Origin of the sequence: Polaromonas sp. JS666 (assembly GCF_000013865.1) — a bacterium.
Lineage (GTDB): Bacteria > Pseudomonadota > Gammaproteobacteria > Burkholderiales > Burkholderiaceae_C > Polaromonas.
Genome location: NC_007948.1, coordinates 1,547,481 through 1,569,032, shown reverse-complemented (window position 1 = coordinate 1,569,032; position 21,552 = coordinate 1,547,481). Strand labels below are relative to the sequence as shown.

At 63.2% G+C, this 21,552-nt stretch carries 21 protein-coding genes; 6 read left to right on the top strand and 15 right to left on the bottom strand.

Features of this window, described 5'->3' with window-relative positions; genetic code table 11:
* Window positions 1-73 precede the first annotated feature (73 nt).
* Complete coding sequence (pcp, locus tag BPRO_RS07535; RefSeq protein ID WP_041388520.1) at window positions 74-745, top strand: pyroglutamyl-peptidase I; 672 nt, start codon at window positions 74-76, stop codon at window positions 743-745.
* On the opposite strand, the gene BPRO_RS07530 is transcribed toward pcp, so the two are convergent.
* The 3 genes from BPRO_RS07530 to BPRO_RS07520 form a co-directional block, all read right to left on the bottom strand.
* The gene (locus BPRO_RS07530; RefSeq protein WP_011482458.1) at window positions 742-990 is read right to left on the bottom strand and encodes a hypothetical protein; all 249 of its coding nucleotides are present in this window, start codon (window positions 988-990) and stop codon (window positions 742-744) included. The genes pcp and BPRO_RS07530 overlap by 4 nt on opposite strands.
* Window positions 991-1,083: 93 nt before the next feature.
* Window positions 1,084-1,695, bottom strand: a complete 612-nt coding sequence (locus BPRO_RS29485) for a hypothetical protein (protein WP_157045748.1) — start codon at window positions 1,693-1,695, stop codon at window positions 1,084-1,086.
* 28 nt (window positions 1,696-1,723) lie between these two features.
* Entirely contained in the window at window positions 1,724-3,109 is a 1,386-nt protein-coding gene (locus tag BPRO_RS07520; protein WP_011482456.1) for an FAD-containing oxidoreductase, read from the bottom strand.
* 258 nt (window positions 3,110-3,367) lie between these two features.
* Here BPRO_RS07520 and BPRO_RS07515 point away from each other — a divergent pair, with 258 nt between their 5' ends.
* Window positions 3,368-5,392 (top strand): spermidine synthase, encoded by a 2,025-nt coding sequence (locus BPRO_RS07515; RefSeq protein WP_011482455.1) that lies wholly within the window; start codon window positions 3,368-3,370, stop codon window positions 5,390-5,392.
* Window positions 5,393-5,503: 111 nt separating this feature from the next.
* On the opposite strand, the gene BPRO_RS07510 is transcribed toward BPRO_RS07515, so the two are convergent.
* From BPRO_RS07510 to BPRO_RS07480, 7 genes are all read right to left on the bottom strand, one after another.
* Window positions 5,504-5,794 (bottom strand): GYD domain-containing protein, encoded by a 291-nt coding sequence (locus tag BPRO_RS07510; protein ID WP_011482454.1) that lies wholly within the window; start codon window positions 5,792-5,794, stop codon window positions 5,504-5,506.
* Window positions 5,795-6,059: 265 nt separating this feature from the next.
* The gene (locus BPRO_RS07505) at window positions 6,060-7,445 is read right to left on the bottom strand and encodes an FAD-binding oxidoreductase (protein ID WP_011482453.1); all 1,386 of its coding nucleotides are present in this window, start codon (window positions 7,443-7,445) and stop codon (window positions 6,060-6,062) included.
* 581 nt (window positions 7,446-8,026) lie between these two features.
* A complete protein-coding gene (gene dcd / locus BPRO_RS07500; RefSeq protein ID WP_011482452.1) occupies window positions 8,027-8,593 on the bottom strand; it encodes a dCTP deaminase in 567 nt (188 codons plus the stop codon).
* A gap of 208 nt (window positions 8,594-8,801) precedes the next feature.
* Entirely contained in the window at window positions 8,802-9,560 is a 759-nt protein-coding gene (locus BPRO_RS07495) for an amino acid ABC transporter ATP-binding protein (protein WP_011482451.1), read from the bottom strand.
* Window positions 9,557-10,195, bottom strand: coding sequence for an amino acid ABC transporter permease (locus tag BPRO_RS07490; protein ID WP_011482450.1), 639 nt, complete (start codon window positions 10,193-10,195; stop codon window positions 9,557-9,559). The genes BPRO_RS07495 and BPRO_RS07490 overlap by 4 nt, the downstream gene beginning before the upstream one ends.
* Before the next feature lie 13 nt (window positions 10,196-10,208).
* Window positions 10,209-10,871 (bottom strand): amino acid ABC transporter permease, encoded by a 663-nt coding sequence (locus BPRO_RS07485; RefSeq protein ID WP_011482449.1) that lies wholly within the window; start codon window positions 10,869-10,871, stop codon window positions 10,209-10,211.
* Window positions 10,872-10,922: 51 nt separating this feature from the next.
* A complete protein-coding gene (locus BPRO_RS07480) occupies window positions 10,923-11,720 on the bottom strand; it encodes a transporter substrate-binding domain-containing protein (RefSeq protein ID WP_011482448.1) in 798 nt (265 codons plus the stop codon).
* A gap of 212 nt (window positions 11,721-11,932) precedes the next feature.
* Between BPRO_RS07480 and BPRO_RS07475 the strand changes: the two genes are divergently transcribed.
* The 4 genes from BPRO_RS07475 to BPRO_RS07460 are packed head-to-tail and all read left to right on the top strand — an operon-like array spanning window position 11,933 to window position 16,246.
* Window positions 11,933-12,784: a MurR/RpiR family transcriptional regulator gene (locus BPRO_RS07475; RefSeq protein ID WP_011482447.1), complete on the top strand. Its 852-nt coding sequence runs from the start codon at window positions 11,933-11,935 to the stop codon at window positions 12,782-12,784.
* Between the two features lie 13 nt (window positions 12,785-12,797).
* Window positions 12,798-14,030, top strand: a complete 1,233-nt coding sequence (locus BPRO_RS07470; RefSeq protein ID WP_011482446.1) for a diaminopropionate ammonia-lyase — start codon at window positions 12,798-12,800, stop codon at window positions 14,028-14,030.
* On the top strand, window positions 14,027-15,271 hold the full coding sequence (locus BPRO_RS07465) for a Zn-dependent hydrolase (RefSeq protein WP_011482445.1): 1,245 nt from the start codon (window positions 14,027-14,029) through the stop codon (window positions 15,269-15,271). Before BPRO_RS07470 ends, BPRO_RS07465 begins: the two co-directional genes overlap by 4 nt.
* A 9-nt stretch (window positions 15,272-15,280) precedes the next feature.
* The gene (locus tag BPRO_RS07460) at window positions 15,281-16,246 is read left to right on the top strand and encodes an N-carbamoyl-D-amino-acid hydrolase (protein ID WP_011482444.1); all 966 of its coding nucleotides are present in this window, start codon (window positions 15,281-15,283) and stop codon (window positions 16,244-16,246) included.
* 76 nt (window positions 16,247-16,322) lie between these two features.
* Here the strand turns inward: BPRO_RS07460 and guaD are convergent, their stop codons facing one another.
* The 5 genes from guaD to BPRO_RS07435 all read right to left on the bottom strand — a co-directional run bounded on the left by guaD (window position 16,323) and on the right by BPRO_RS07435 (window position 21,528).
* Entirely contained in the window at window positions 16,323-17,636 is a 1,314-nt protein-coding gene (gene guaD, locus BPRO_RS07455; protein ID WP_041388517.1) for a guanine deaminase, read from the bottom strand.
* Between the two features lie 84 nt (window positions 17,637-17,720).
* The gene (locus BPRO_RS07450; RefSeq protein ID WP_011482442.1) at window positions 17,721-18,083 is read right to left on the bottom strand and encodes a 6-pyruvoyl trahydropterin synthase family protein; all 363 of its coding nucleotides are present in this window, start codon (window positions 18,081-18,083) and stop codon (window positions 17,721-17,723) included.
* Window positions 18,084-18,094: 11 nt separating this feature from the next.
* Entirely contained in the window at window positions 18,095-18,730 is a 636-nt protein-coding gene (gene queE / locus BPRO_RS07445; protein WP_011482441.1) for a 7-carboxy-7-deazaguanine synthase, read from the bottom strand.
* 250 nt (window positions 18,731-18,980) lie between these two features.
* Window positions 18,981-20,168, bottom strand: coding sequence for an L-rhamnonate dehydratase (gene rhmD / locus BPRO_RS07440; RefSeq protein ID WP_011482440.1), 1,188 nt, complete (start codon window positions 20,166-20,168; stop codon window positions 18,981-18,983).
* 49 nt (window positions 20,169-20,217) lie between these two features.
* Window positions 20,218-21,528 carry an MFS transporter gene (locus BPRO_RS07435; protein WP_011482439.1) on the bottom strand — a complete coding sequence of 437 codons (1,311 nt, stop codon included), beginning with the start codon at window positions 21,526-21,528 and terminating at the stop codon, window positions 20,218-20,220.
* Between the last annotated feature and the right edge of the window lie 24 nt (window positions 21,529-21,552).

The following is a 21,552-nucleotide window of genomic DNA, read 5'->3' as shown; positions in this document are numbered from 1 at the left end:
ACCCACCGCGCAACGGGGAGCGCCATTTCGCAGACCACAGCGATACACCCCAGCCATACTTCACAATGGCAACATGGACACAGCCTCCACCCCTCCCCGCGTGCTGCTCACCGGTTTTGATGCGTTTGGCGAAGCCAGGCTGGCTGGCCCCGCACTCAACCCCAGCTGGCTGGCCGTCCAGGCACTGCACGCCACACGCATCGCGGGTCACGAGGTGATTGCGGCACAGTTGCCGACCCGGTTCGACACATCGGTGACGGAACTCATGCGCCTGTTGCGTCTTTACCGGCCAGCGCTTGTGATTTGCGTCGGGCAGGCAGGCGGGCGAAACGCCTTGTCGCTGGAAAGGATCGCCATCAACGTCAACGATGCCCGCATCCCCGACAACGCGGGCATGCAACCCGTCGACACGCCCGTCGTGGCAGGAGGCCCGACGGCCTACTTCAGCACGCTGCCCATCAAGGCCATGCTGCAGGCTCTGCAGGACGCCGGGCTGGCCGCCGAGGTGTCGCAGACAGCGGGCACCTTTGTCTGCAACCACGCGTTTTATGCACTGATGCACGCGCTGGCCACGCAGCGCGGCTTCAGGCGCACGCGCGGTGGCTTCGTCCATGTGCCTTACCTGCCGGAACAAGGCGCGCCCAGCCTGCCGCTGGAAGACATGGTGCACGGGCTGCAAGTGGCGATAGCCGCTGCGCTGGCAACGCCGAACGACATCACAAAAAGCGCGGGCGCAGTCAGCTAGGTCGGCGGCGTCGGGCTGCCCCGCTGCTCCGGCGCATCGGCGGCGGGGTCATTGCGCATCAGCCGCCAGGCCAGCCAGATGCCGATGGCCGCATTGCCGATGGCGAAGCCACTCACGAGCAAGGCGCCCCAGGCATTGAGCGGGCGATTGTGCGCTATCCACGCCAGTGCCGTTGACAGACCATTGAGCACGAGCATGATCCAGAACAGGGGGTTGCGTGGCTGGAACAGGCGGGAGAACTTCATGGGAGTCCATGCTACCCGCTGTTGAGCACGGCTGGTCCGCACCGGCCCGATCGCTTCTCCCCTCCCGGCTTCCCGCGCTTCAGCGAGGCGTCATCAGCGGGGCGTAAACATCGCGGGCCTGAAGTCCTGCATCTGATGGGTCGCGAGGGCGCCGCTTTCAACGTCAAAATTGCTGGCCACCGCCTGGCTGTTCTGCCTGAGGTCGACGAGCTCGGAAGGGAAGTTGGCGGTCTTCGCCTGCTGCAGGCAACTGTGGCGCGCAGCCCCCATGCTGCCTTCCATGCAGTGGGCAGTGGCGATTCGCTCCGAAATCCGCTGGGTCTCGCGTACCTGCGCTTTTTTGACCTGTTCATCCGCCACCATCGCCAGGGCAACCAGCTGGCACAGTATCACGAAGCCACCCGCCACGCCGAGCAAGGTGTTGTGCGGGATCTCTTTGATTTTTCGCAAATGATCTGAAAACATCGCTCGCTCCCATTCTTGTCTGACGACTCCATGCTGAGGCGAAGCTTTCAAAAGGCCACTCGGTGCAGCGCCCGTGACGCTGTAGGATGGAAACGCGAAGCAGGCTTGCAGTCCGGCGCATCGCAACCTCAGGCTGTCTGGAAGCAGCAACGGGGTGCGTCGGGATGTGGCGAGGCGGCATTCGCGCCATGCCGGCGCAAGCAGCTTTGTTTGCAGCACCTGCGGGTGCAGGTGAAACACCCCTCTATTACTTTATTGCTTTATTGCTTTATTGCGCTTCCAGCGGCTTCAGCTGCTGCAGCAATGTTGGAATCAATTCGCTGACGGTGGGATGGATGTGCATCGCACGGCTGATGGCCGTGTAAGGCTGGTCGGCGGCCATGATGTCGACCAGTGCGTGAACCACTTCGTCGCCGTTGAGGCCCAGGATGGCGGCGCCCAGCAGGCGCTTCGTGTCTGCGTCGACGAGGGCCTTCATGAACCCCTGCGTCTCGCCGGCTTCGCGGGCACGGCCTACGCGCTGCATGGGCATGCGCGCCACCAGCGCCGCACGCCCGCTGGCGCGCACTTCGCGCTCGGTCAGGCCCACACGACCAAGCGCGGGGTCAATGAAGAGCGCATAGCACGGTATCCGGTCGCTCACGCGGCGCGGGTCGCCATCAAACAGGTTGGCGGCGACGATCTCGTAGTCATTCCAGGACGTGTGGGTAAACGCGCCCCGGCCATTGCAATCACCCATGGCCCACACCCCTTCGGCACTGGTGCGAAGCTGATCGTCAACGATGATGTAGCCGCGCTCATCGAGCTCGATGCCCGCGACGTCCAGCCCCATGCCGTCTGTATTAGGACGCCTGCCGACGGCCAGAAGTACATGGCTGGCAATGAGGGCGGGCGACTCCGTGGCACACACGGTGCCGACCAAAATCCCGCTCCCCTCCCGCGCCAGCGACAGGCACTCCGCCTCCAGCTGGAACCCGACGCCCTCTGCCTCCAGGATGGCGCGAATGCCATCCGACACATCCTCGTCCTCGCGGGACAGCAATTTGGCCGAGCGCTCCACCACGGTGACCCTGGCGCCAAAGCGCCGCATCATTTGCGCAAATTCGAGGCCGATATAGCTGCCACCAACAATCACCAGGTGTTCCGGCACCTCGGTCAGCTCCATGATGGACGCGTTGTCCAGATAGGGGACATCATGGACACCCGCCAGCTCCGGGACGGAAGGCCGGCCGCCCACATTGAGGAATATCCGCGGGGCCGTCAGCGTGCGCTCGCCGACCTTGACAGTGCGCGGCCCCACGAATGCGGCATCGCCCTGAATCACCTCGGCATTTTTCAGGCCCTGCATCCACTGATGGATACCGTTGCGCGATTTGAGAACGATCTCGTCCTTTCGCGTCTTGACCCGCTGCATGTTGACCTGGATATCGCCGGCGGAAAATCCGAATTCAGCGCCGCGCCTGGCCATGTGGATCGCCCGCGCGCTGGCCACCAGCGTCTTGGTGGGTATGCAGCCGACGTTGACGCAGGTGCCGCCGAAATGGGCACGCTCAATCACTGCCGTGCGCAGGCCTTCTTTGGTGCAACGCTCAGCCAACGCAGGCCCTGCTTGCCCGGCGCCTATGACGATGGCATCAAAAGATTCGACTTGCATGAGCTTCTCCGGTTTCCGTGGGTACACAAGGACACAAGGACACAAGCACACGGGGCGATGACGTGCCCTATGGCAGGTTCATGACCAACCAACCATATCCGCCTCTGTGAATGATAGTGAGCCTTCTTCGTGCTGACTACAGCTTGACTGCAGCTGGCAATCATTGTCAGGACCGACCAAACCCGGCAATTGACCACAACGGCCAGACCCACAGATACTCGGGGGCAGGAGTGCAGCCTGACGCTGCCTGCCTGTCACATGCCTTTATTTGCCACAACGGTATTCCTGTCGGCTTTCCTGCTGTTTCAGATCCAGCCCATCGTGGGCAAGATGATCCTGCCCTGGTTTGGCGGATCGTCATCGGTCTGGAGCACCTGCATCGTCTTTTTCCAGGCCGAGCTGCTGCTGGGTTACGCCTATGTGCACTGGCTGCACGAGAAGCTGCCCGGGCGACGGCAGGCGCTGGTGCATGGCGGTTTGCTGCTGCTCAGCCTGGTGACGCTGCCGGTGGTGGCCGATCCAGTCTGGAAAGGCACGGCAATGGCCCATCCGGGCCTGAGCGTGCTGGCCGTGCTGGCCACGGCCGTGGGCGCACCGTACCTGCTGCTGTCGACCACCGGGCCGCTGATGCAGGCCTGGTATGCGCGCTCGCATTCAGCGTCGCTCACTACGGCAAGGCCCTACCGGCTGTATGCGCTGTCGAACCTGGCCTCGATGCTGGGCCTGCTGTCCTACCCGGTGCTGATCGAACCGCTGTTGCCTGTCGGGGCACAACTCATGTCCTGGTCGGCCGCCTATGCCGTGTTTGTCGTGACCTGCGTGGCCACCGCGGTGCTTGCATGGCACCGCATGGCGCCGCCCGCCGTCGCCCACCCGGCCGAGTTGGCAGCAGCGCCGCCACCAGGCTGGCGGGAATGCCTGCTGTGGATCGGCCTGTCGGCCACACCCTCGATTTTGCTGCTGGCCATGACGCGCCACCTGACGCAGGATGTGGCGCCGGTGCCCTTCCTGTGGGTGCTGCCGCTGAGCATCTATTTGCTGAGCTTCATCCTGTGCTTCGATGCACCGCGCTACTACGTCCGGCCGGTGTTTCTGGCCGCGCTGCCGCTGGCCCTGGTGGCGATGGACAGTGTGCTCGACAGCGGCATGGATGTTCCGCTCCTGATTGGGCTGCTCTGCGCCTGCCTGTTCATCTTCTGCATGGTCTGCCATGGTGAGCTGGTCAGGCGCAAGCCCCCGGTGCGGCACCTGACACTGTTTTACCTGATGCTTTCGGTGGGTGGGGCGCTGGGTGGCTTGCTGGTCGGTCTGGTGGCGCCCGCGATTTTCACCGCCTACTTCGAGTTGCCGCTGGGCCTGTTCCTGTGTGCAGCCCTGGTGGTGACGGTGCTCTGGCGCGAGCTGCGTCCCGTCTGGCGCGGACTGCTGCTGGTGACACTGCTGGGCTATGGCTGGCGGCTCGGCGATATTTCGCAGGAGTACGTTCAGGGCTACCGGCGGGTGGTGCGCAACTTCTACAGCCAACTGCGCGTGCAGGACAGCACCGATGCCGCGCTCGGGCCGCAGCGCACCATGCTGCATGGCCGCATCAACCACGGAGAGCAATACACCGCGCTGGCGCACCGGCGCCAGCCGACGGCCTACTACTGCGAGAAATCCGGCATCGGCCGTGCCATACGCAGCCTGCCGCAGGCGCAGCCGCTCAAACTCGGCGTGGTGGGGCTCGGGGCAGGCACGCTGTCGGTTTATGGCCGCGCGGGCGACGAGATGCGGATCTACGAAATCAACGAGCAGGTGCTGGACCTTGCGCGCAGCGAGTTCAGCTACCTGGCCGACACGCCCGCGCGCATCGTGCCGGTGCTGGGCGACGGGCGGCTGATGCTGGAGCGCGAGGCACCCCAGCAGTTCGACCTGCTGGCCATGGATGCCTTTTCCGGCGACTCGATCCCGACGCACCTGCTGACGCTTGAAGCGATACAGACCTACCTCGGCCATTTGAAGCCCGAGGGTCTGCTGGCCATCCATATCACCAACCATTACCTGGACCTGCGGCCGGTGATGGCTGCCGCGGCGCAGCACTTCGGCAGAACCGCGCTGCTCTACAAGCTGCAGCCGGAGGATAACGATGCCTATTGCAGCCACTCGATCTGGGTGCTGTTCATGCGCCCGGAGAGTGAGTCCAGCCTGCCGGCCAGTCTGCAGGGTGGCGAACGCCTGGTGCCCCGTCCCGGTTTCAAACCCTGGACCGACAGCTTTTCAAACCTGCTCGGGATTCTGAAATAAGCCAGGGCCCTGCCTGCGGCCTCGGCCAATTGTCGCGCTCAGTGGCTCAAGGGCTCAGCCAGGGCTCCTGCCGGACCCATGCGTCGCTGGGCATCACCGCGGCAACGCTTTTCATGGCAAGCCGGCGAGCAGCTTGCGCATTTCGGTAACCGTGAATCCGCGCAGCGTCTGCGTGCGGACATTCCCCAGGCTGGCGGTTTGCAGGCTCAAGGTCATGAGAGCGTCTTCAGGGCCTTCGGTAACCAGTACCAGGTCGTAAGCGCCCAGTGTCCAGTGAACACTTTTCACCGTGACGCCTTTGCTTTCGGCCGCAGTCTTGAAAGCCTCGAAGCGGTCTGGTGAACCCTTGATCGTGCGGGCACCCTGGTCAGTGAAATTGATCAACGTGATGTAGGCAGGCATTGCCGTTCTCCTTGCTGTATTGAATGCGTGGATAAACCGGCGGTCGCTTGGGTATTGCCGATGCGCCGAGGAAGACCGCCATTGCCCCGGCCTCAGAGTACAAACCCTTTGCCAACCAGAACTATAGACCCCACGCTCGGAAAATCAAGGGATGCAGCGCCTTTTTCAGCACTTCCCGGCCAACCCGCAACGCAGGGCCGATGCGCCGACGCCGGATGGCGCGTACTTCTGATGCGCCACGCGGCGTGGATAGCAGTGCCAAGAATCAGGCGGGCTTAATATTCTGGTTCGTGCTGAAGAGGTTCGTAGGGTCATACTTGCGCTTGATCTGGGCAAGGCGATCGTAGTTCTGGCCATAGGCAGCTTTCACGCGATCACCCTCGTCAGCAGTAAGGAAATTGACGTAAACGCCGCCGCTGGCGAAGGGTGCAGATGCCTTGAAATAGTCGCGTGCCCAGCCTATGCAGCGCTCATCGTCGGCCGGATCGGTCCAACGGCCGTGGACGTTCATCACAAACCGGGCGTCACGGTGGGCGTACGCGGACGAATCAGGCGCTGGCCGCATCGTCGCGCCGCCGATGGCGCCAAAGAAAATCTCGCACTGGGGCGACGGCAGCTTCTTGATGTACTCAATGACGGCTTCGAACAGCCCGTCGTCGAGCACCGAGAAATTGTGCGACTTCCAGTAATTGCGTGCGCCGGGGGTGAGCAGCGGGTCGAAAGCCTGTTGCCAGGCGGTGTACGGTTGCACGCCGACGTGCTCGCCCAGGGGAGTGCCGAACTTGCGCAGCGGCTCGATAAGCGACTCACCTTGCTTGGGGTCACCCGCGTAGAGCAACGCCAGCGCAATGATCTCCTTGCCGTGGACCTTTTCGGAGAGGAAGGGCAGAGGCGGCGCCTGGCGCAGGACGACCCATACCGAGAGTTCGTCCGGCGCCTTCGCCATGAATTCGCGGTACTGCTGCAGCACCGCCTTCGCCTCGGAAAGCGGGTAAACAATCAGGCCGCTCAGAACGTTCGGTCCGACAGGGTGGAGTCGAAACTCAAAGCGGGTAACAACGCCGAAATTGCCGCTACCGCCCCGCAGCGCCCAGAAGAGGTCGGGGTGTTCGGTCGCGCTGGCGCGCACCACCTCGCCGGCTGCGGTGACCACCTCGGCAGACTCAAGGTTGTCAATGGTCATGCCGTATTTGCGACTGAGCCAGCCGAAGCCGCCGCCGAGCGTCAGACCCGCGACACCGGTGGTGGAGTTGATGCCGAGCGGTAGGGCCAGGCCGTGAGCCTGGGTAGCGGCATCGAAGTCCGCGAGCGTGGCGCCGCCCTCGATAGTTCCCCGGAGCGAACCGGCATCAACGTGCGCGGCCTTCATCTGCGAGAGGTCAATGATGATACCGTCGTCGCACAACGCACTGCCCGCTATGTTGTGCCCGCCGCCACGAACGGCGAGCACGAGGCCGTTATCCTTCGCGAAGTTCACCGCGCCAACGACGTCCGACGTGGTGGCGCAGCGCGCAATCAGCGCTGGATGCTTGTCGATCGTCGCGTTCCAGACTTTGCGGGCGCTTTCGTAAAGATCGTCGTCGGGGAGAATCACTTGCCCCTTGAAATTTCCTTTTAGCGCCTCGATCCTGGTGGCTTGCAATTTGGTCATGGCTTACTCCCTGGTTGTACTGTAGGGCTGGCGGCGCCCGACTCACAATAGCGGTTTGGGCGACTCCGAACATCTTCCCCATGCGGCACCTGTCGCCCTGATATGGCACCGGGGATTCCTTGCAAACCCGCCTGCAGCCTGGAGTTGTGGCAATGCGCTGCATAAATCAGCAGCCATCACGGCTCCAGAAAAAATCAGCACGCTAATTTTTCAACTCTAGCGGCAGGAATCAATAGCTTGAGAAATTTGCCCCCCGTCACTTCTAGCACCAACATCCGCACCTCGCAAGAATTGCAAGTCATGCGGACGTAACCGTTACCATTATTTACACCCCGTACGCGGGGTGCCCACAGGTAGCGTCCCCTGCCTTTCTTGATACGCTGGTATTGGCGCCGGTATTTGCTACCGAAAACTGTGCAGACCCGCGCGCAGGCGCTTGCGCTGGCTCGCGGGGCCGGGTTTGGCCAGGAGCGCCAGGCCTCGACGCACTGAACCTGGACGGCGGGCCGCCGGCGCCGCGCCATGAACGGGGGTCGCCGGCCTGCCGGGTCCACCCGGGACAAGCGCATCAAAATGCCGGTTCACGCCTTGGGCAGCGTCACCCCCTGCTGCCCCTGGTACTTGCCGCCGCGGTCCTTGTAGCTGGTCTCGCACACTTCGTCGCTCTCGAAGAACAGGACCTGCGCGCAGCCTTCGCCCGCGTAAATCTTGGCGGGCAGCGGGGTGGTATTGGAGAATTCCAGCGTCACGTAGCCTTCCCACTCGGGCTCAAACGGCGTGACGTTGACGATGATGCCGCAGCGGGCGTAGGTGCTTTTGCCCAGGCAGATGGTCAGCACGTTGCGCGGGATGCGGAAATACTCCAGCGTGCGGGCCAGCGCGAAGCTGTTGGGCGGGATGATGCAGCTGTCGCCGTGGAAATCGACAAAGCTTTTTTCATCGAAATTTTTCGGGTCCACCACCGTGCTGTGGATGTTGGTGAACACCTTGAATTCGGGCGCGCAACGGATATCGTAGCCGTAGCTTGAGGTGCCGTAGCTGATGATCTTCTTGCCATCGGCCTCGCGGATCTGGCCGGGCTCGAAAGGCTCGATCATGCCGGTGCTTTCTGCCATGCGGCGTATCCATTTGTCGCTTTTGATGCTCATTCGGAAGGTTCCTCAAATTGCTGATTGGGGGGTTCACGCTTGCGCCCCGGTAGCGCGAAACACCATACCGGATTGTAGGCAAGCCATGGAAGCTGCCAGCCAAAGCGCCAGGATGCTATTGATTTAGTAGCCTCCTGCGCCCGCCAATCAAGAGCTGGAGGCCGATTTCGCCGTCATCTGCAGCAGCACGGCAGAGGATGACAGAGGATCAGTCGCGCAATGCCGACAGAAACTGCTGTAGCTCGGGCGTTTGGGGGCGGTTGAAGATGTCGTCTGGCGTGCCCGCTTCGTGGATAAGCCCCTGGTGCATGAACACCACACGGTCGCTCACCTTGCGGGCAAAACCCATTTCATGGGTGACAACGATCAGCGTCATACCCTCCTCGGCCAGCATTTCCACCACCTGCAGCACTTCGCCCACCAGTTCCGGATCCAATGCAGAAGTAATTTCATCGCACAGCAGCACCGTCGGTGCCATGGCAAGCGCCCGGGCGATAGCTACGCGCTGCTGCTGCCCACCCGAGAGTTGCTCGGGCAAGCGGTCAAACATACGGCCCAAACCCACGCGTTCCAGCAAAGTCTGGGCGCGCGAGCGCGCTTCTTCTTTGGGCAGGCCGTTGACCAAGGTTGGAGCCAACATCACATTGCGCCCCGTACTGAGGTGGGGAAAGAGATTGAAGCTCTGAAAAATCATGCCCACCTGCTGACGCAACTCCCGCATGGCTTCCCGGTTGCTGTGCTGCAGGGGCTGTCCGTCAATGGTCAGGCTGCCGCTGTCAAAGGTCTCCAGCCCATTGATGCAGCGCAGCAGCGTGCTTTTGCCGGAGCCACTCTTGCCGATGATGCAAACCACTTCCTTGCGTCGGATCTGCAGATCGATGCCCTTGAGCACTTCGGTGGATCCGAAACGCTTGTGCAGGCCACGGATGTCGACCAGGGCAAAGGCGGGGGTGGGTGCGTTACTCATGGGCGGTTTTCCAGCCGCTGGCTCCACCACGACAGCGGGTAACACAGGGCAAAGTACAAAAGGCCCACAAAAGTAAAGGCCAGAAAGGGTTGGTAGGTGGCGTTGGAGATCATCTGACCGGCCTTGGTTAACTCCACAAAGCCGATAACAGAGGCCAGGGCCGTGCCCTTGATGATCTGGACCAGAAAGCCCACCGTGGGCGCAATCGCCACGCGCCATGCCTGCGGCAGGATCACATGGCGCATCTGCTGCGTATAGCTCAGGGCCAGGCTGGTTGAGGCTTCCCATTGCCCTTTGTGGATGGCGTTCACGCATCCGCGCCAAATCTCGGTGAGGTAGGCGCTGGCATACAAAGTAAGGCAAATCGCCGCAGACACCAGAGCAGAGGTGTCCATGCCCATCAGGGCCAGGCCAAAGTACACCAGGAAGAGCTGCATCAGCAGCGGCGTGCCCTGGAAAATTTGCACATACCAGGCCACCGCCGTTTCCACGCCCCGCACCCGCGTGAAACGCAGCAACAGCAGGGCCATGCCCCCCAGCCCACCGCCTACGAAGGCAATGAGCGAGAGCAGCACGGTCCAGCGCATGGCCCCCAGCAGAAAGGTAAAAATATCCCAGAGTGAAAACTGAACCATGGGTGTGCGCTATTTAGCGGCTCGCAAAGATGAAGCGCGGACCGAGCCAGTACAGCGATTGCCGCAGGCCAATGGCCAGCAGCACGTAGGCCACGGTGACCACAATGTATGACTCGAAGCTGCGAAAGGTGCGGCTGGAAATGAGATTGGCGGCCTGTGACAGTTCTTCAGCCGAGATCTGCCCGCAGACCGCCGAGCCCAGCATGACGATGATGATCTGGCTCACCAGTGCGGGCCAAATACGGGCCAGCGCCGGGGGCAGCACCACGTGAAAAAATGTTTGCCTCGGTGTCAGCGCCAGGCTCATGGCGGCTTCCAGTTGGCCCTCGGGCGTGGCTTGCAGGCCCGCGCGCACGATCTCGCACGCATAAGCCCCCAGGTTGAGCACCATGGCCAGCACGCAAGCCAACTCGACCGGCAACCGCAAGCCGAGCGAAGGCAGTCCGAAAAATATGAAGAACAGCTGGATGATGAACGGGGTGTTGCGCACCAGTTCCACATAGCTGCCCACCGCCCGTTTCAAGGCCTTGCCGCCATGCAGCCGTGCCCAGGCACAGGCGGTGCCCAACAGCGCGCCCAGCGCCGCAGAGGAGGCAGTGAGCGCCACGGTCAGAACCAGCCCACGCATCAGCATGGGCCACTGGGCCAGCACCACGGCAAAGTTGAACTCGATCATGGCGATCCGGGTTGGCTGTGCGAGGGGTGTAGTTGTAGACGCTGCGTGTGCTTAGTCGGGCAGCACGCCGGTGCCGCGGCCCAGCCATTTTTGCGAGTACTGCTCCAGCGTGCCGTCGGCCTTGGCGGCGCGCAGGATGTCGTTCACTTTGGTCAGCAGCGCGGTTTCACCCTTGCGCACACCGATGAAGTTGGGCGAGTCTTTCAGCAACAGCTTGTATTCAGCCTGAACCTGAGGATTTTTCTGAACGGCGGCTGCGGCCACTGCGGCACCGGTAGCGAGCAACTGGGTTTGTTGTGAGATAAAGGCCGCCACCGTGGTGGCATCGTCTTCAAAGCGCATGATCTTCAGTGTGGGCGGTGCCACTTGCTGCAGCACATCGTCCTGAATGGTGCCGCGCGTGACCGCGATGGTCTTGCCCGCCAGGTCGCCAAAGCTCTTGATGCTCAGTGCCTTGGGGCCGAAAACGGCTTGAAAGAACGGAGCGTAAGCCACGGTGAAATCGATCACCTTCTCGCGCTCGGCATTCTTGCCCAGCGCCGAGACGATCAGGTCGATCTTCTTGGTCTGCAGGTAGGGAATACGGTTGGGTGTGCTGACCGGCACAAACTCGGCCTTCACGCCCAGCTTGTCGGCAATCAGTTGCGCCGTGGCCACGTCCACGCCGGTGAGTTTGAAATCGGAGCCCATAAAGCCGTAGGGCGGGAAGTCGGAGGCAACACCCAGGGCAATCGACTTCTTGGCCATGATGGAGGTGAGCGAATCATCAGCCGCGTGGGCGGGAGAAACCAGGGTCAGGACGGTGCTGGCAAACAGGCCAGCCAGAGTGGAAAGCGCTTTGAGTTTCATGGGGATTCCTGTCAAAAAAAAAATGGGACACAGCCAGGCTTGCGCAAGATGTATGCCATCTGCTTCACCTGGCATTGCATTTGCAAACAGATGGCGGACAATATGAAACTTCAGTTTCTTAACTGACAATACATGAAAACAATGTTTCTCATTGGTGCGCAAGCCACCCTGTTTTGGGGATATCAGCACCAAAACTTGCCATCCTCTTTGCCATGACACCGACCCCTACATTGCGCGACCGCATTCAAGGTCAATACGACGCGTTGTCCCTGGTCGACCGCAAGCTGGCTGACGTCGTATTGGCCCGCGAAAAAGACGTTCTGGCCTACAGCGCGACCGAACTCGCCGCGTTGGCCGGCGTTTCCAAGGCCAGTGCTGCACGTTTTTTCCAGCGACTGGGGTTTTCGGGGTTTCAGGCGTTTCGCCAACACCAGCGGGACGGAGCGCCCCAGCCCTCTCCGCTGTACCGCATGGAGCACCAGGGCACCCGTGGAAGCCCGCTGCAACAGCACATTGCGCAGGATGCGCAGCAGCTGCAGGCCCTGGCCGATGAGGTGACAGACCAGGGGGTAAAGCTTGCAGTCAAGTTGTTGGTCCGTGCGCGGCGCGTCTGGGTGGTGGGTTACCGCAACGGGTACATGACGGCGTTTTATGCGCAGGCATTGCTGTCCCAGGTGCGTGCAGAGGTCTACCTGCTCAACGAGGGATCGGGAGAAGATGCGGAACGGCTGGCTGACATCCAGCCCCACGACGTGCTGCTGGCCATGGACTTTCGCCGCCGCACCCGCCGCCTGTCGCAGGTGGTGGGTATTGCCTGCGATGCCGGTGCATCGCTGGTGCTGGTGACCGACGCGCGCGTGTCTGCCCTCGCAGCGCGTGCCCAGGCCCTGTTCATCTGCCCACCCCAGGACGGACCTATTTTTGATTCCTATGTGAGCGCCATCAGCCTGATCAACTACCTGGCCACGGCCGCTCTGGCCCAGGTACCCAAAAAGGCCCGTGCCCGCATGGCCGCCATCGAGCAGGTCCATGCGCAACTGGCAGACCTGGAATCTCCACTTTGAAATATCCACACCCATGAATCCGCTACCAAACCTGCCCTTCACGCTGCTGGTTAATCCACAACATCAGACCGCAGAACCCTATGGCGCCCACCGCCAGACCCTGCTCAGCGCTGCGGCACTGGCGCAGGCACTGGCGGTGATCACGACATGGCCTGGTTACCGCGTCACGCCACTGCACTCTCTGTCAGGACTGGCCCAGGCAGCAGGGCTTGCGTCCATCCACTACAAGGACGAAGGCTCGCGCTTCGGCCTAGGCAGCTTCAAGGCGCTGGGCGGTGCCTATGCCGTGACCAGGCTGCTGTGTCGCGAACTGGAGCAGCGCCTGGGTCGGGCCATCAGCCACGAACAGTTGCGCACCGAGCCCGCGCTGCGCCTGGCGTGCGCCGACATCACCGTCACCTGTGCCACCGACGGCAACCATGGCCGCTCGGTCGCCTGGGGCGCGCAGATGATGGGCTGCCGCTGTGTCATCTACATCCACGCCACCGTCAGCGAGGGGCGCAAGCAGGCCATAGAACGCTACGGCGCCCGGGTGGTGCGCACCACGGGCAACTACGACGACTCGGTTCAGCAGGCCGATCGGGATGCCAAAGCCAATGGCTGGTTCGTGATTTCCGACACGTCTTACCCCGGCTACATGGACATTCCCCGCGACGTGATGCAGGGCTATCAACTCATGGTGCACGAAGCCGTGAGTGCGCTGGCGCAATGGCCCACGCATGTGTTTGTGCAGGCCGGGGTGGGCGGCTTTGCGGCGGCGGTCTGTGCCTATTTCTGGGAGCGAAGCACCGGGCACCGGCCGGTCATGGTCGTGGTCGAGCCAGACCGCGCAGACTGCCTGCTGCAAAGTGCGCGGGCGGGCGAAGTTGTGGCCGTCAAGGGCGATCTGGACACGCTGATGGCCGGCCTGGCCTGTGGCGAGGTGTCCTTGCTGGCCTGGGACATCCTGGCCACCGGTGCCAACGCGTTCTGCACCATCCCTGACCAGGCGGCCGTGGAAGCCATGCGGCTGCTGGCCAGTCCCGACGGCGCCGATCCCGTCATTGTGGCGGGCGAGTCAGCGGTGGCTGGGCTGGCGGCTGCACTGCTCATTTCGCAGGGCCCTGCCGCCAGGGCAACGCTGGGGCTGGGGCCAGACAGCCGCGTGCTGCTTTTTGGCAGCGAGGGAGATACCGACCCGGCCCTGTACCAGCAACTGGTGGGCCGCAGCGCAGCCCAGGTGTTGCGGGATGGGGCAGCTGCATGAGCACACCAGCATTTGCACCAATCAATGGCCCGCGCCTGCTGGCCAGTTTGCAGGCGCTGGGCCAGATGGGGGCATTGCCGGGTGGCGGGGTGAACCGCCTGGCGCTGACCGATGCCGACCGCCTGGGCCGTGACTGGACCGTGGCGCGGATGCGCGAGCTGGGGTTGCGCGTCGAGGTTGATGCCATTGGCAATATATTTGCCCACCTGGCTGGTGCGGAAGATGTCCCTCCGGTGATGATGGGCTCGCACATCGACACGGTGCGCACCGGTGGCCTGTATGACGGCAACTACGGTGTGCTGGCTGCGCTGGAAGTGGTCGCCACGCTGCGTGAGGCCGGCGTCCAAACCCGCCGCCCGCTGGCCGTGGCCGTGTTCACCAACGAAGAAGGCGCGCGCTTCCAGCCCGACATGATGGGCAGCCTGGTCTATGTAGGCGCACTGCCGCTGAAAGAGGCCCTGACCACCTGCGACGCAGAGGGCTTGACGGTGCAGGCCGAGCTGCAGCGCATCGGATACCAAGGCACGGCGCCCGTGGGCTTGCCCGTAGTGGACAGCTTTGTCGAGCTGCATATTGAACAGGGTCCGGTTCTGGAGCGCGAGGGTGTGCAGATCGGTGTGGTGGAAGGGGTTCAGGGCATCTCCTGGACTGAATTCACCGTGGAAGGGCAGTCCAACCACGCCGGCACGACCCCCATGGCCATGCGCCACGATGCTGCGCTGGTGGCTGCGCAGGTGGCAGTGCATGTGCGTGAGCTCAGCGCACGCATGGGTGGGCGGCAGCTGGCCACGGTGGGGGCTGTGCGACTGAGCCCCAATCTGGTCAACGTCATTGCCCAGAAAGCCGTGTTCACGGTGGACCTGCGCAATACCGACAGTGCGGCGCTGGCGCAGGCCGAGGCCGACGTGCAGGCGTTTGCAGCGCGCGCGGCCGAGGCCGAGGGCGTGCGCATTTGTTCGCGCTCGCTGGCCCGCTTCGAGCCTGTGGCATTTGACCCCATGGTGATTGATCTGGTCCAGCGGCAGGCGCAAGCGCTGGGCTGCACCCACCAGCGCATGCCCAGCGGTGCCGGTCACGATGCGCAAATGCTGGCTCGCGTGTGTCCCAGCGCCATGATCTTTGTGCCCAGCACGGGCGGACTCAGCCACAACGTGCGCGAACACACCGAACCCGACGACCTGCTGCGCGGAGCCCAGTTGCTGCTCCAGGTGGTGGCCGAACTTGCCAACCGAACTTCATAGTCTTTAAACATGCCACGCTACATCAACGTCGCCCTGGGCCAGTTGGGCCCCATCCAGCGCAATGACACCCGCGCCCAAGTGGTCGGGCGCCTGTGCGCACTCATGCGCCAGGCCCACGCGGTGGGGGCGCAGCTCATCGTGTATCCCGAACTGGCGCTGACCACCTTTTTCCCGCGCTGGTACATCGAAGATCCACAGGAGATCAACCAGTACTTCGAGCGTGAGATGCCCAGCGCCGCCACCCAACCCCTGTTCAGCCTGGCGCAGGAGCTGGGTGTGGGCTTTTACCTGGGTTACGCCGAGCTGGCACAGGAGGCCGGCGCGGAGCTGCGCTACAACACCTCCATTCTGGTCGACCGCTTTGGGCAGATCGTGGCCAAGTACCGCAAGGTGCATCTGCCAGGTCACAAAGAGCATGAACCCTGGCGGCGCTTTCAGCACCTGGAAAAGCGCTACTTCACACCCGGACCCGGCTTTGGTGTGACAAACGCTTTCGGCGGCGTGATGGGCATGGCCATTTGCAACGACCGGCGCTGGGCCGAAACCTACCGCGTGATGGGCCTGCAAGGGGTGGAGATGGTGCTGATTGGCTACAACACCCCGGTGCACAACGCCCCCGCTCCCGAGCATGACGACCTTTCACTGTTTCACAACCAGCTGTCCATGCAGGCCGGTGCCTACCAGAACGGCACCTGGGTGGTGGGGGTGGCCAAAGCCGGGGTGGAAGAAGGCGTGGACAGCATAGGCGGCAGCTGCATCATCGCCCCCTCTGGCGAGGTGGTGGCCCGCTGCCTCACCAAGGGCGACGAAATGGCCATCGCCCGTTGCGACCTGGACTTCTGCGCCGTGTACAAGCGCACCACCTTCAACTTCGATATGCACCGCCAGCCCCATGCCTATGGCCTGATCGTCGAGCGCAAGGGGGAGACCCTGGCGGCAGATGGCAGCCCGCTGCCTGTGCCACCAGCCGATTGAACTTGCCATCGTTTGTATAGCTTCTTGCGCAATTTTTGCACGGACTGCAAGGGGTCTATGCTTACAACATCGGCAATCAGGCTGTTCCTGCCTGCGAAATCACGGTTTTCTCGATCAAACGGTCGTCGCCCAGCACGATCAGGGAAAACAGCAACTCGTCCAGGCTGCCGGCCTGGCTGGTCTTGCGGGCCAGCAGCGGCGTGGCCTGCGGATTGAGCACCACAAAGTCGGCTTCGCAGCCGGACAGCAGGTTGCCCACCACGCCCTGCAGGCCCAGTGCCCGGGCCGCACCGGCGGTGTGTTGCCACCACAGATGCTGGGGCTTGAGCGACACGCCGGGTTTGGTCTGCCCTTCCCTCCCCACGTAATACGCCGCCAGCATGGTGTGAAACGGACTAAAGCTGGTGCCGCCCCCCACATCGCTGGCCAGGCCATACAGAAAGCCTGCGCGGTCGGCGCCGGCATGGTCAAAGAAGCCGCTGCCAAGGAACAGGTTGCTGGTCGGGCTGACTGCCGCGGCGGTGCCGGTGCTGCGCATCAGGGCGCGGTCGTCTTCATCGAGGTGAATGCAGTGTGCATAGACGGCGCGCGGCCTGAGCAGGCCGAAATCCTCATACACGCTCAGGTAGCTGCGGGCCTGGGGATAGAGTTGGCGCACCCAGGCGACTTCGTCCCTGTTTTCTGCCACGTGCGACTGAATCCAGACATCCGGGTATTGCGCGGCGAGTTCGCCTGCGCCGCGCAGCTGGGCCTCGCTGCAACTGGGCACAAAGCGCGGCGTAATGGCGTAGCCCAGCCGGTCCACGCCATGCCATTTTTCAATCAGCGCCTCGGTATCGATCAGGCTTTGCCGGGTCTCGTCCCGCACGCCATCGGGCGCGTTCTGGTCCATCAGCACCTTGCCGGTGATCATGCGCAGGCTTTGCCGCTGCGCTTCGCCCAGCAGCGCGTTGACCGATTCGGGGTGCGAGGTCGCAAAGGCCAGCGCCGTCGTCACGCCGTGGCGCAGCAGTTCTGCGATGAAAAACGTAGCCGCTTCCGCACTGTATTCGGGGGATGAGAAGCGTTTTTCATGTGGAAAGGTGTAGTTCTCCAGCCAGGGTAGCAGGCCCTCGGCGGGCGAGCCGATCACGTCGATCTGCGGGTAGTGGATGTGCATGTCCACAAAGCCCGGCGCAATGATGCGGCCCGGCAGGTGTTCTACCTGCAGGCCGGGGTACTGGCTGCCCACCTGGGAAGCGAGTTGCTGGTAGCTGCCGATGGCCTGCACCACCTGCCGGCCCGTGGCGTCAGGGCCCACCACGAGCAGGCCATCCTGCTCGAACGTGACCTGGCCCGGCAGGCTCTCAGGTGCGGCAAAGTACAGGAGGCTGGCGCGATAGGCTTTCATGCCCGCAAGGTTACCGCAGCGCGGCCTGCAGTGCATATGCCGCGCCGGATGAGCATTATCTGCTTGGCCCCCGGGGACTTCCGCTCAACGGCTTACGCGGCAGCCATCGCCCAGCGAGGCGCGCCAGACCCGTACCGAAGTCAACCCCGGCAGGCGGGCATCGAGCTTGCGGAAGATGAACTGGCAGAGGCTCTCCAGCGTGGGCGGGCCCAGTCCTTTGACGTCGTCGAGCAGGTGGTGGTCCAGTTCCTCGCGCAGCACGGCGATTTCGCGCCGCACCAAGCCGAGGTCCATGACCATGCCGGTGGCCTCGTCGGGCTCGCCGGCAACGAAAACCTCGGCGTTGTAGGTATGGCCGTGCACGCGCTTGCTGCTCTCGGCCTCAATGGCGCGCTTGAGCGTGTGGGCCGCGTCAAAGTAGAAAGTCTGGCTGATCTCGCAGCGCATGGGTTCGTGCCTCATCGTATGCCCGTGATCTTGTGGGTCTGCAGGCTCAGCCGCCAGGCGGGCCGCTGCATGCACAGGGCGATGCAGGCCTGGGTGTTGTCGGCGCGCCGGGCATTGTCCATGGGCTGCAAAAAGCGGTGCGTAAAACGGGCCGCCTCCAGCTCGGCCAGCTCGAACCCGGCCTGCGGCCACACCACCTTGAGTTCCTGGCCTTCGCGCTGTATCCACGGTGCGCCGGCCTTGGGGCTGACGCAGATCCAGTCAATGCCGGCCGGCGCGGCAATGGTGCCGTTGGTCTCCACCGCGATCTGAAAGCCGCGCGCATGCAAGGCGGCAATCAGCGCCACATCGACCTGCAGCAGCGGCTCGCCGCCGGTCATGACCACCAGGCGGTGCGCCCGGTCATCTGCCGGCCATTGGGCTTCAATCAGGCGCGCCAGCGCATCGGCGTCGGCAAATTTGCCGCCCAGCGTGCCGTCGGTGCCGACGAAATCGGTGTCGCAAAACTGGCAGACCGCCGTGGCGCGGTCCTGCTCGCGGCCGGACCACAGGTTGCAGCCGGCAAAGCGGCAAAACACGGCCGGTCGCCCAGCGTTGGCGCCTTCGCCCTGCAGGGTGTAAAAAATCTCTTTGACCTGGTAGCTCATGCGGCCCTCCGGAACACGGGAGGGGGCGGCAGGGCGCAAGCGCGAGAAATGGAAGAAATGGGAGAAATAAAGCTGGCGGCCACGCGCGTCAACATGACAGTGGCTGCGAGGTTTTTATACATGGTAGTCCTCTACATGGCCCCGGAAACATCAGGAACAACAAACACCAGCACGCCGGGACAGCATGCTGGCAACCTGCAATTTTAACGCCTCCCGCCGGACAGCGCCCGATCAGCCGGTAAAGCCCGCGTCAGCGGGGGAATGGCCGCTGCAAGGCGCATTCGGGGTTGAGCCGCACGCCGAAGCCCGGCGCATCGAGCGCGCTGGCCTTCATGCGGCCGTTCACCGGCACCGGCTCGTCCAGCAGCATGGGGTTGAACATCGGCACCACCTCGTCGGCCTTGGGCGCCATCATCAGAAACTCGGAAAACGGGCTGTTGTGGCGCGTGATGACGAAGTGGTAGCTGTAGACCGACGAGCCGTGGGGCACCACCAGCTTGCCGTGTGCATCGGCCAGTGCCGATATTTTCAGCAGTTCGGTGATGCCGCCGCACCAGCCGACGTCGGGCTGCAGAATGTCGCAGCACTCCATCTCGAGCAGCATGCGGAAGCCCCAGCGCGTGGCTTCGTGCTCGCCGGTGGTGACCAGCATGCCGCGCGGCACGTTGCGGCGCAGCTCGGCGTAGCCCCAGTAGTCGTCGGGCGGCAGGGCTTCTTCGATCCACTTGAGCTTGTACTCGCTGGCCGCGTTGGCCAGGCGCGTGGCGTACTCTACATCCAGGCTCATCCAGCAGTCGTACATCAGCCAGAAATCGTCGCCTACGCGCTGGCGCATTTCGCCCAGCAGTTCGAGGTTTTTCTTCAGGCCCTCCTCCCGCTCGGCGGGGCCATGGTGCAGCGGCAGCTTGCCGCCGATGAAGCCCATTTTCTTGGCCAGGTCGGGGCGGGCCCCGGTGGCGTAGAAGGTCAATTCGTCGCGCACCGGGCCACCCAGCAGGGCGTGCACCGGCTCCTTGCGCACCTTGGCCAGCAGGTCCCACAGCGCCAGGTCCACGCCCGAGATGGTGTTCAGCACAATGCCCTTGCGCCCGTAGTACAGCGTGGCGTTGAACATCTGGTCCCAGATCTTCTCGATGTCGGTGACCTTGGCGCCTTCGATAAAGCGCGCCAGGTGCTTCTCGACGATCCAGCAGCCGAGTTCACCGCCGGTCGTCACCGAAAACCCCACCGTGCCGTCGCTGGCCTCGATTTCCACCACCAGCGTGCCCAGCACATTGATGCCGAAGGACTGGCGACTCTGGCGATATTCGGGGTAACGCCCCATCGGTGTGGAGATATGGTCGTCGATCCAGTGGCCGGAGCCCTGGTCGTGGTAGTCGGCGCCGCCGCCGCGGACGGTGAAGGCACGCACGTGCTTGATGGTCGGCATGTTGTTCATGATTGCTTGTGTTGCTTCTGGAGTTGCTGCTGGATGAAGGTGAACGGGGTCAGGCCGAGCGGACCACTGCGACTGCTACGGGCTGCCGGGCGCGCAGCGCCAGGAACAGCACTGCGCCCAGCAGCGTTGTACCGGCCAGCAGGTACAGCCCGGCGCTTGGCGACTCGAAAGCTTTTTCGGCCCAGGTCTTGACGTTCGGTGCAAAGAAGCCGCCCAGCGAGCCGATCGAGTTGATCAGTGCAATGCCACCGGCCGCTGCAGCGCCACCAAGGTAGGCCGTCGGGAAGGTCCAGAACAGGGGCTGGACGGCGATGAAGCCGGCGGCGGCAAAGCACAGCGCAATCAACGACAGCAGCGGTGAGCCGGCCGACACCGACAGGGCAATGCCCGCGGCGCAAACCACCAGCGTCGCGCAGGCCATGCCGGCGTGCTGCTGCCGGCGCTCGGCCAGGCGGGGAATCAGGTAGACGGCAATGACGGCGCAAATCCAGGGAATGGCCGTCACCAGGCCGACGTCGAAGCCGACCTTCTTGCCCAGCAGTGTCGCTACTTGGGTGGGCAGGTAGAACACGACGCCGTAAACGCTCATCTGGATGATGAAATAGATTGCCGCCAGGAAGAGCACGCGCCCATTGGTCAGCGCGGCCAGCACGCTGCGCGGTCCATGCTCGGCCTTGTGCTGCTCTTCCCGGGCAATTGCCGTGGCCAGCGTGGCACGCTCGGCCAGCGTCAGCCACTTCGCATCTTCAGGCCGGTTGTCCAGGTACCAGAAGGCCCAGACGCCGACCGCGCTGGCCAGCAGGCCTTCAATGAGAAACATCCACTGCCAGCCGTGCAGGCCGAACGCGCCCTGCATTTCCAGCAGGAGTCCCGACAGCGGGCTGCCAAAAATGAAAGCCAGTGGCGCGCCGAAATAAAACATGCCGATCACGCGGGTCCGCGCATGGACCGGGAACCACTTCGTGAGGAAATAGATCACGCCGGGAAAGAAGCCCGCTTCGGCCACGCCGAGCAGAAAGCGCAGCACGTAAAACGAGGTCTCGCTGGTGACGAACATCAGCGCCGCCGACACCAGCCCCCACGTGACCATGATGCGGCACATCCAGGCGCGGGCGCCGACGCGGTGCATGATCAGGTTGCTGGGAACTTCGAACAGCGCGTAGCCAATGAAGAAGATGCCGGCGCCGAAGGCATAAGCGGCGTTCGACACGCCGGTGTCGAGCTGGAAGGCCTGCTTGGCAAAGCCGATGTTGGCGCGGTCCAGAAAGGCCAGCACATACATCAGCAAAAGAAAAGGCACGAGCCGGCGAATGGCCTTGGCCGTGACCCGCTCGAGTTCGGGGTTGATTTGGGGGTTCATGAAATGTGTCTCCGGGGTTGGGGT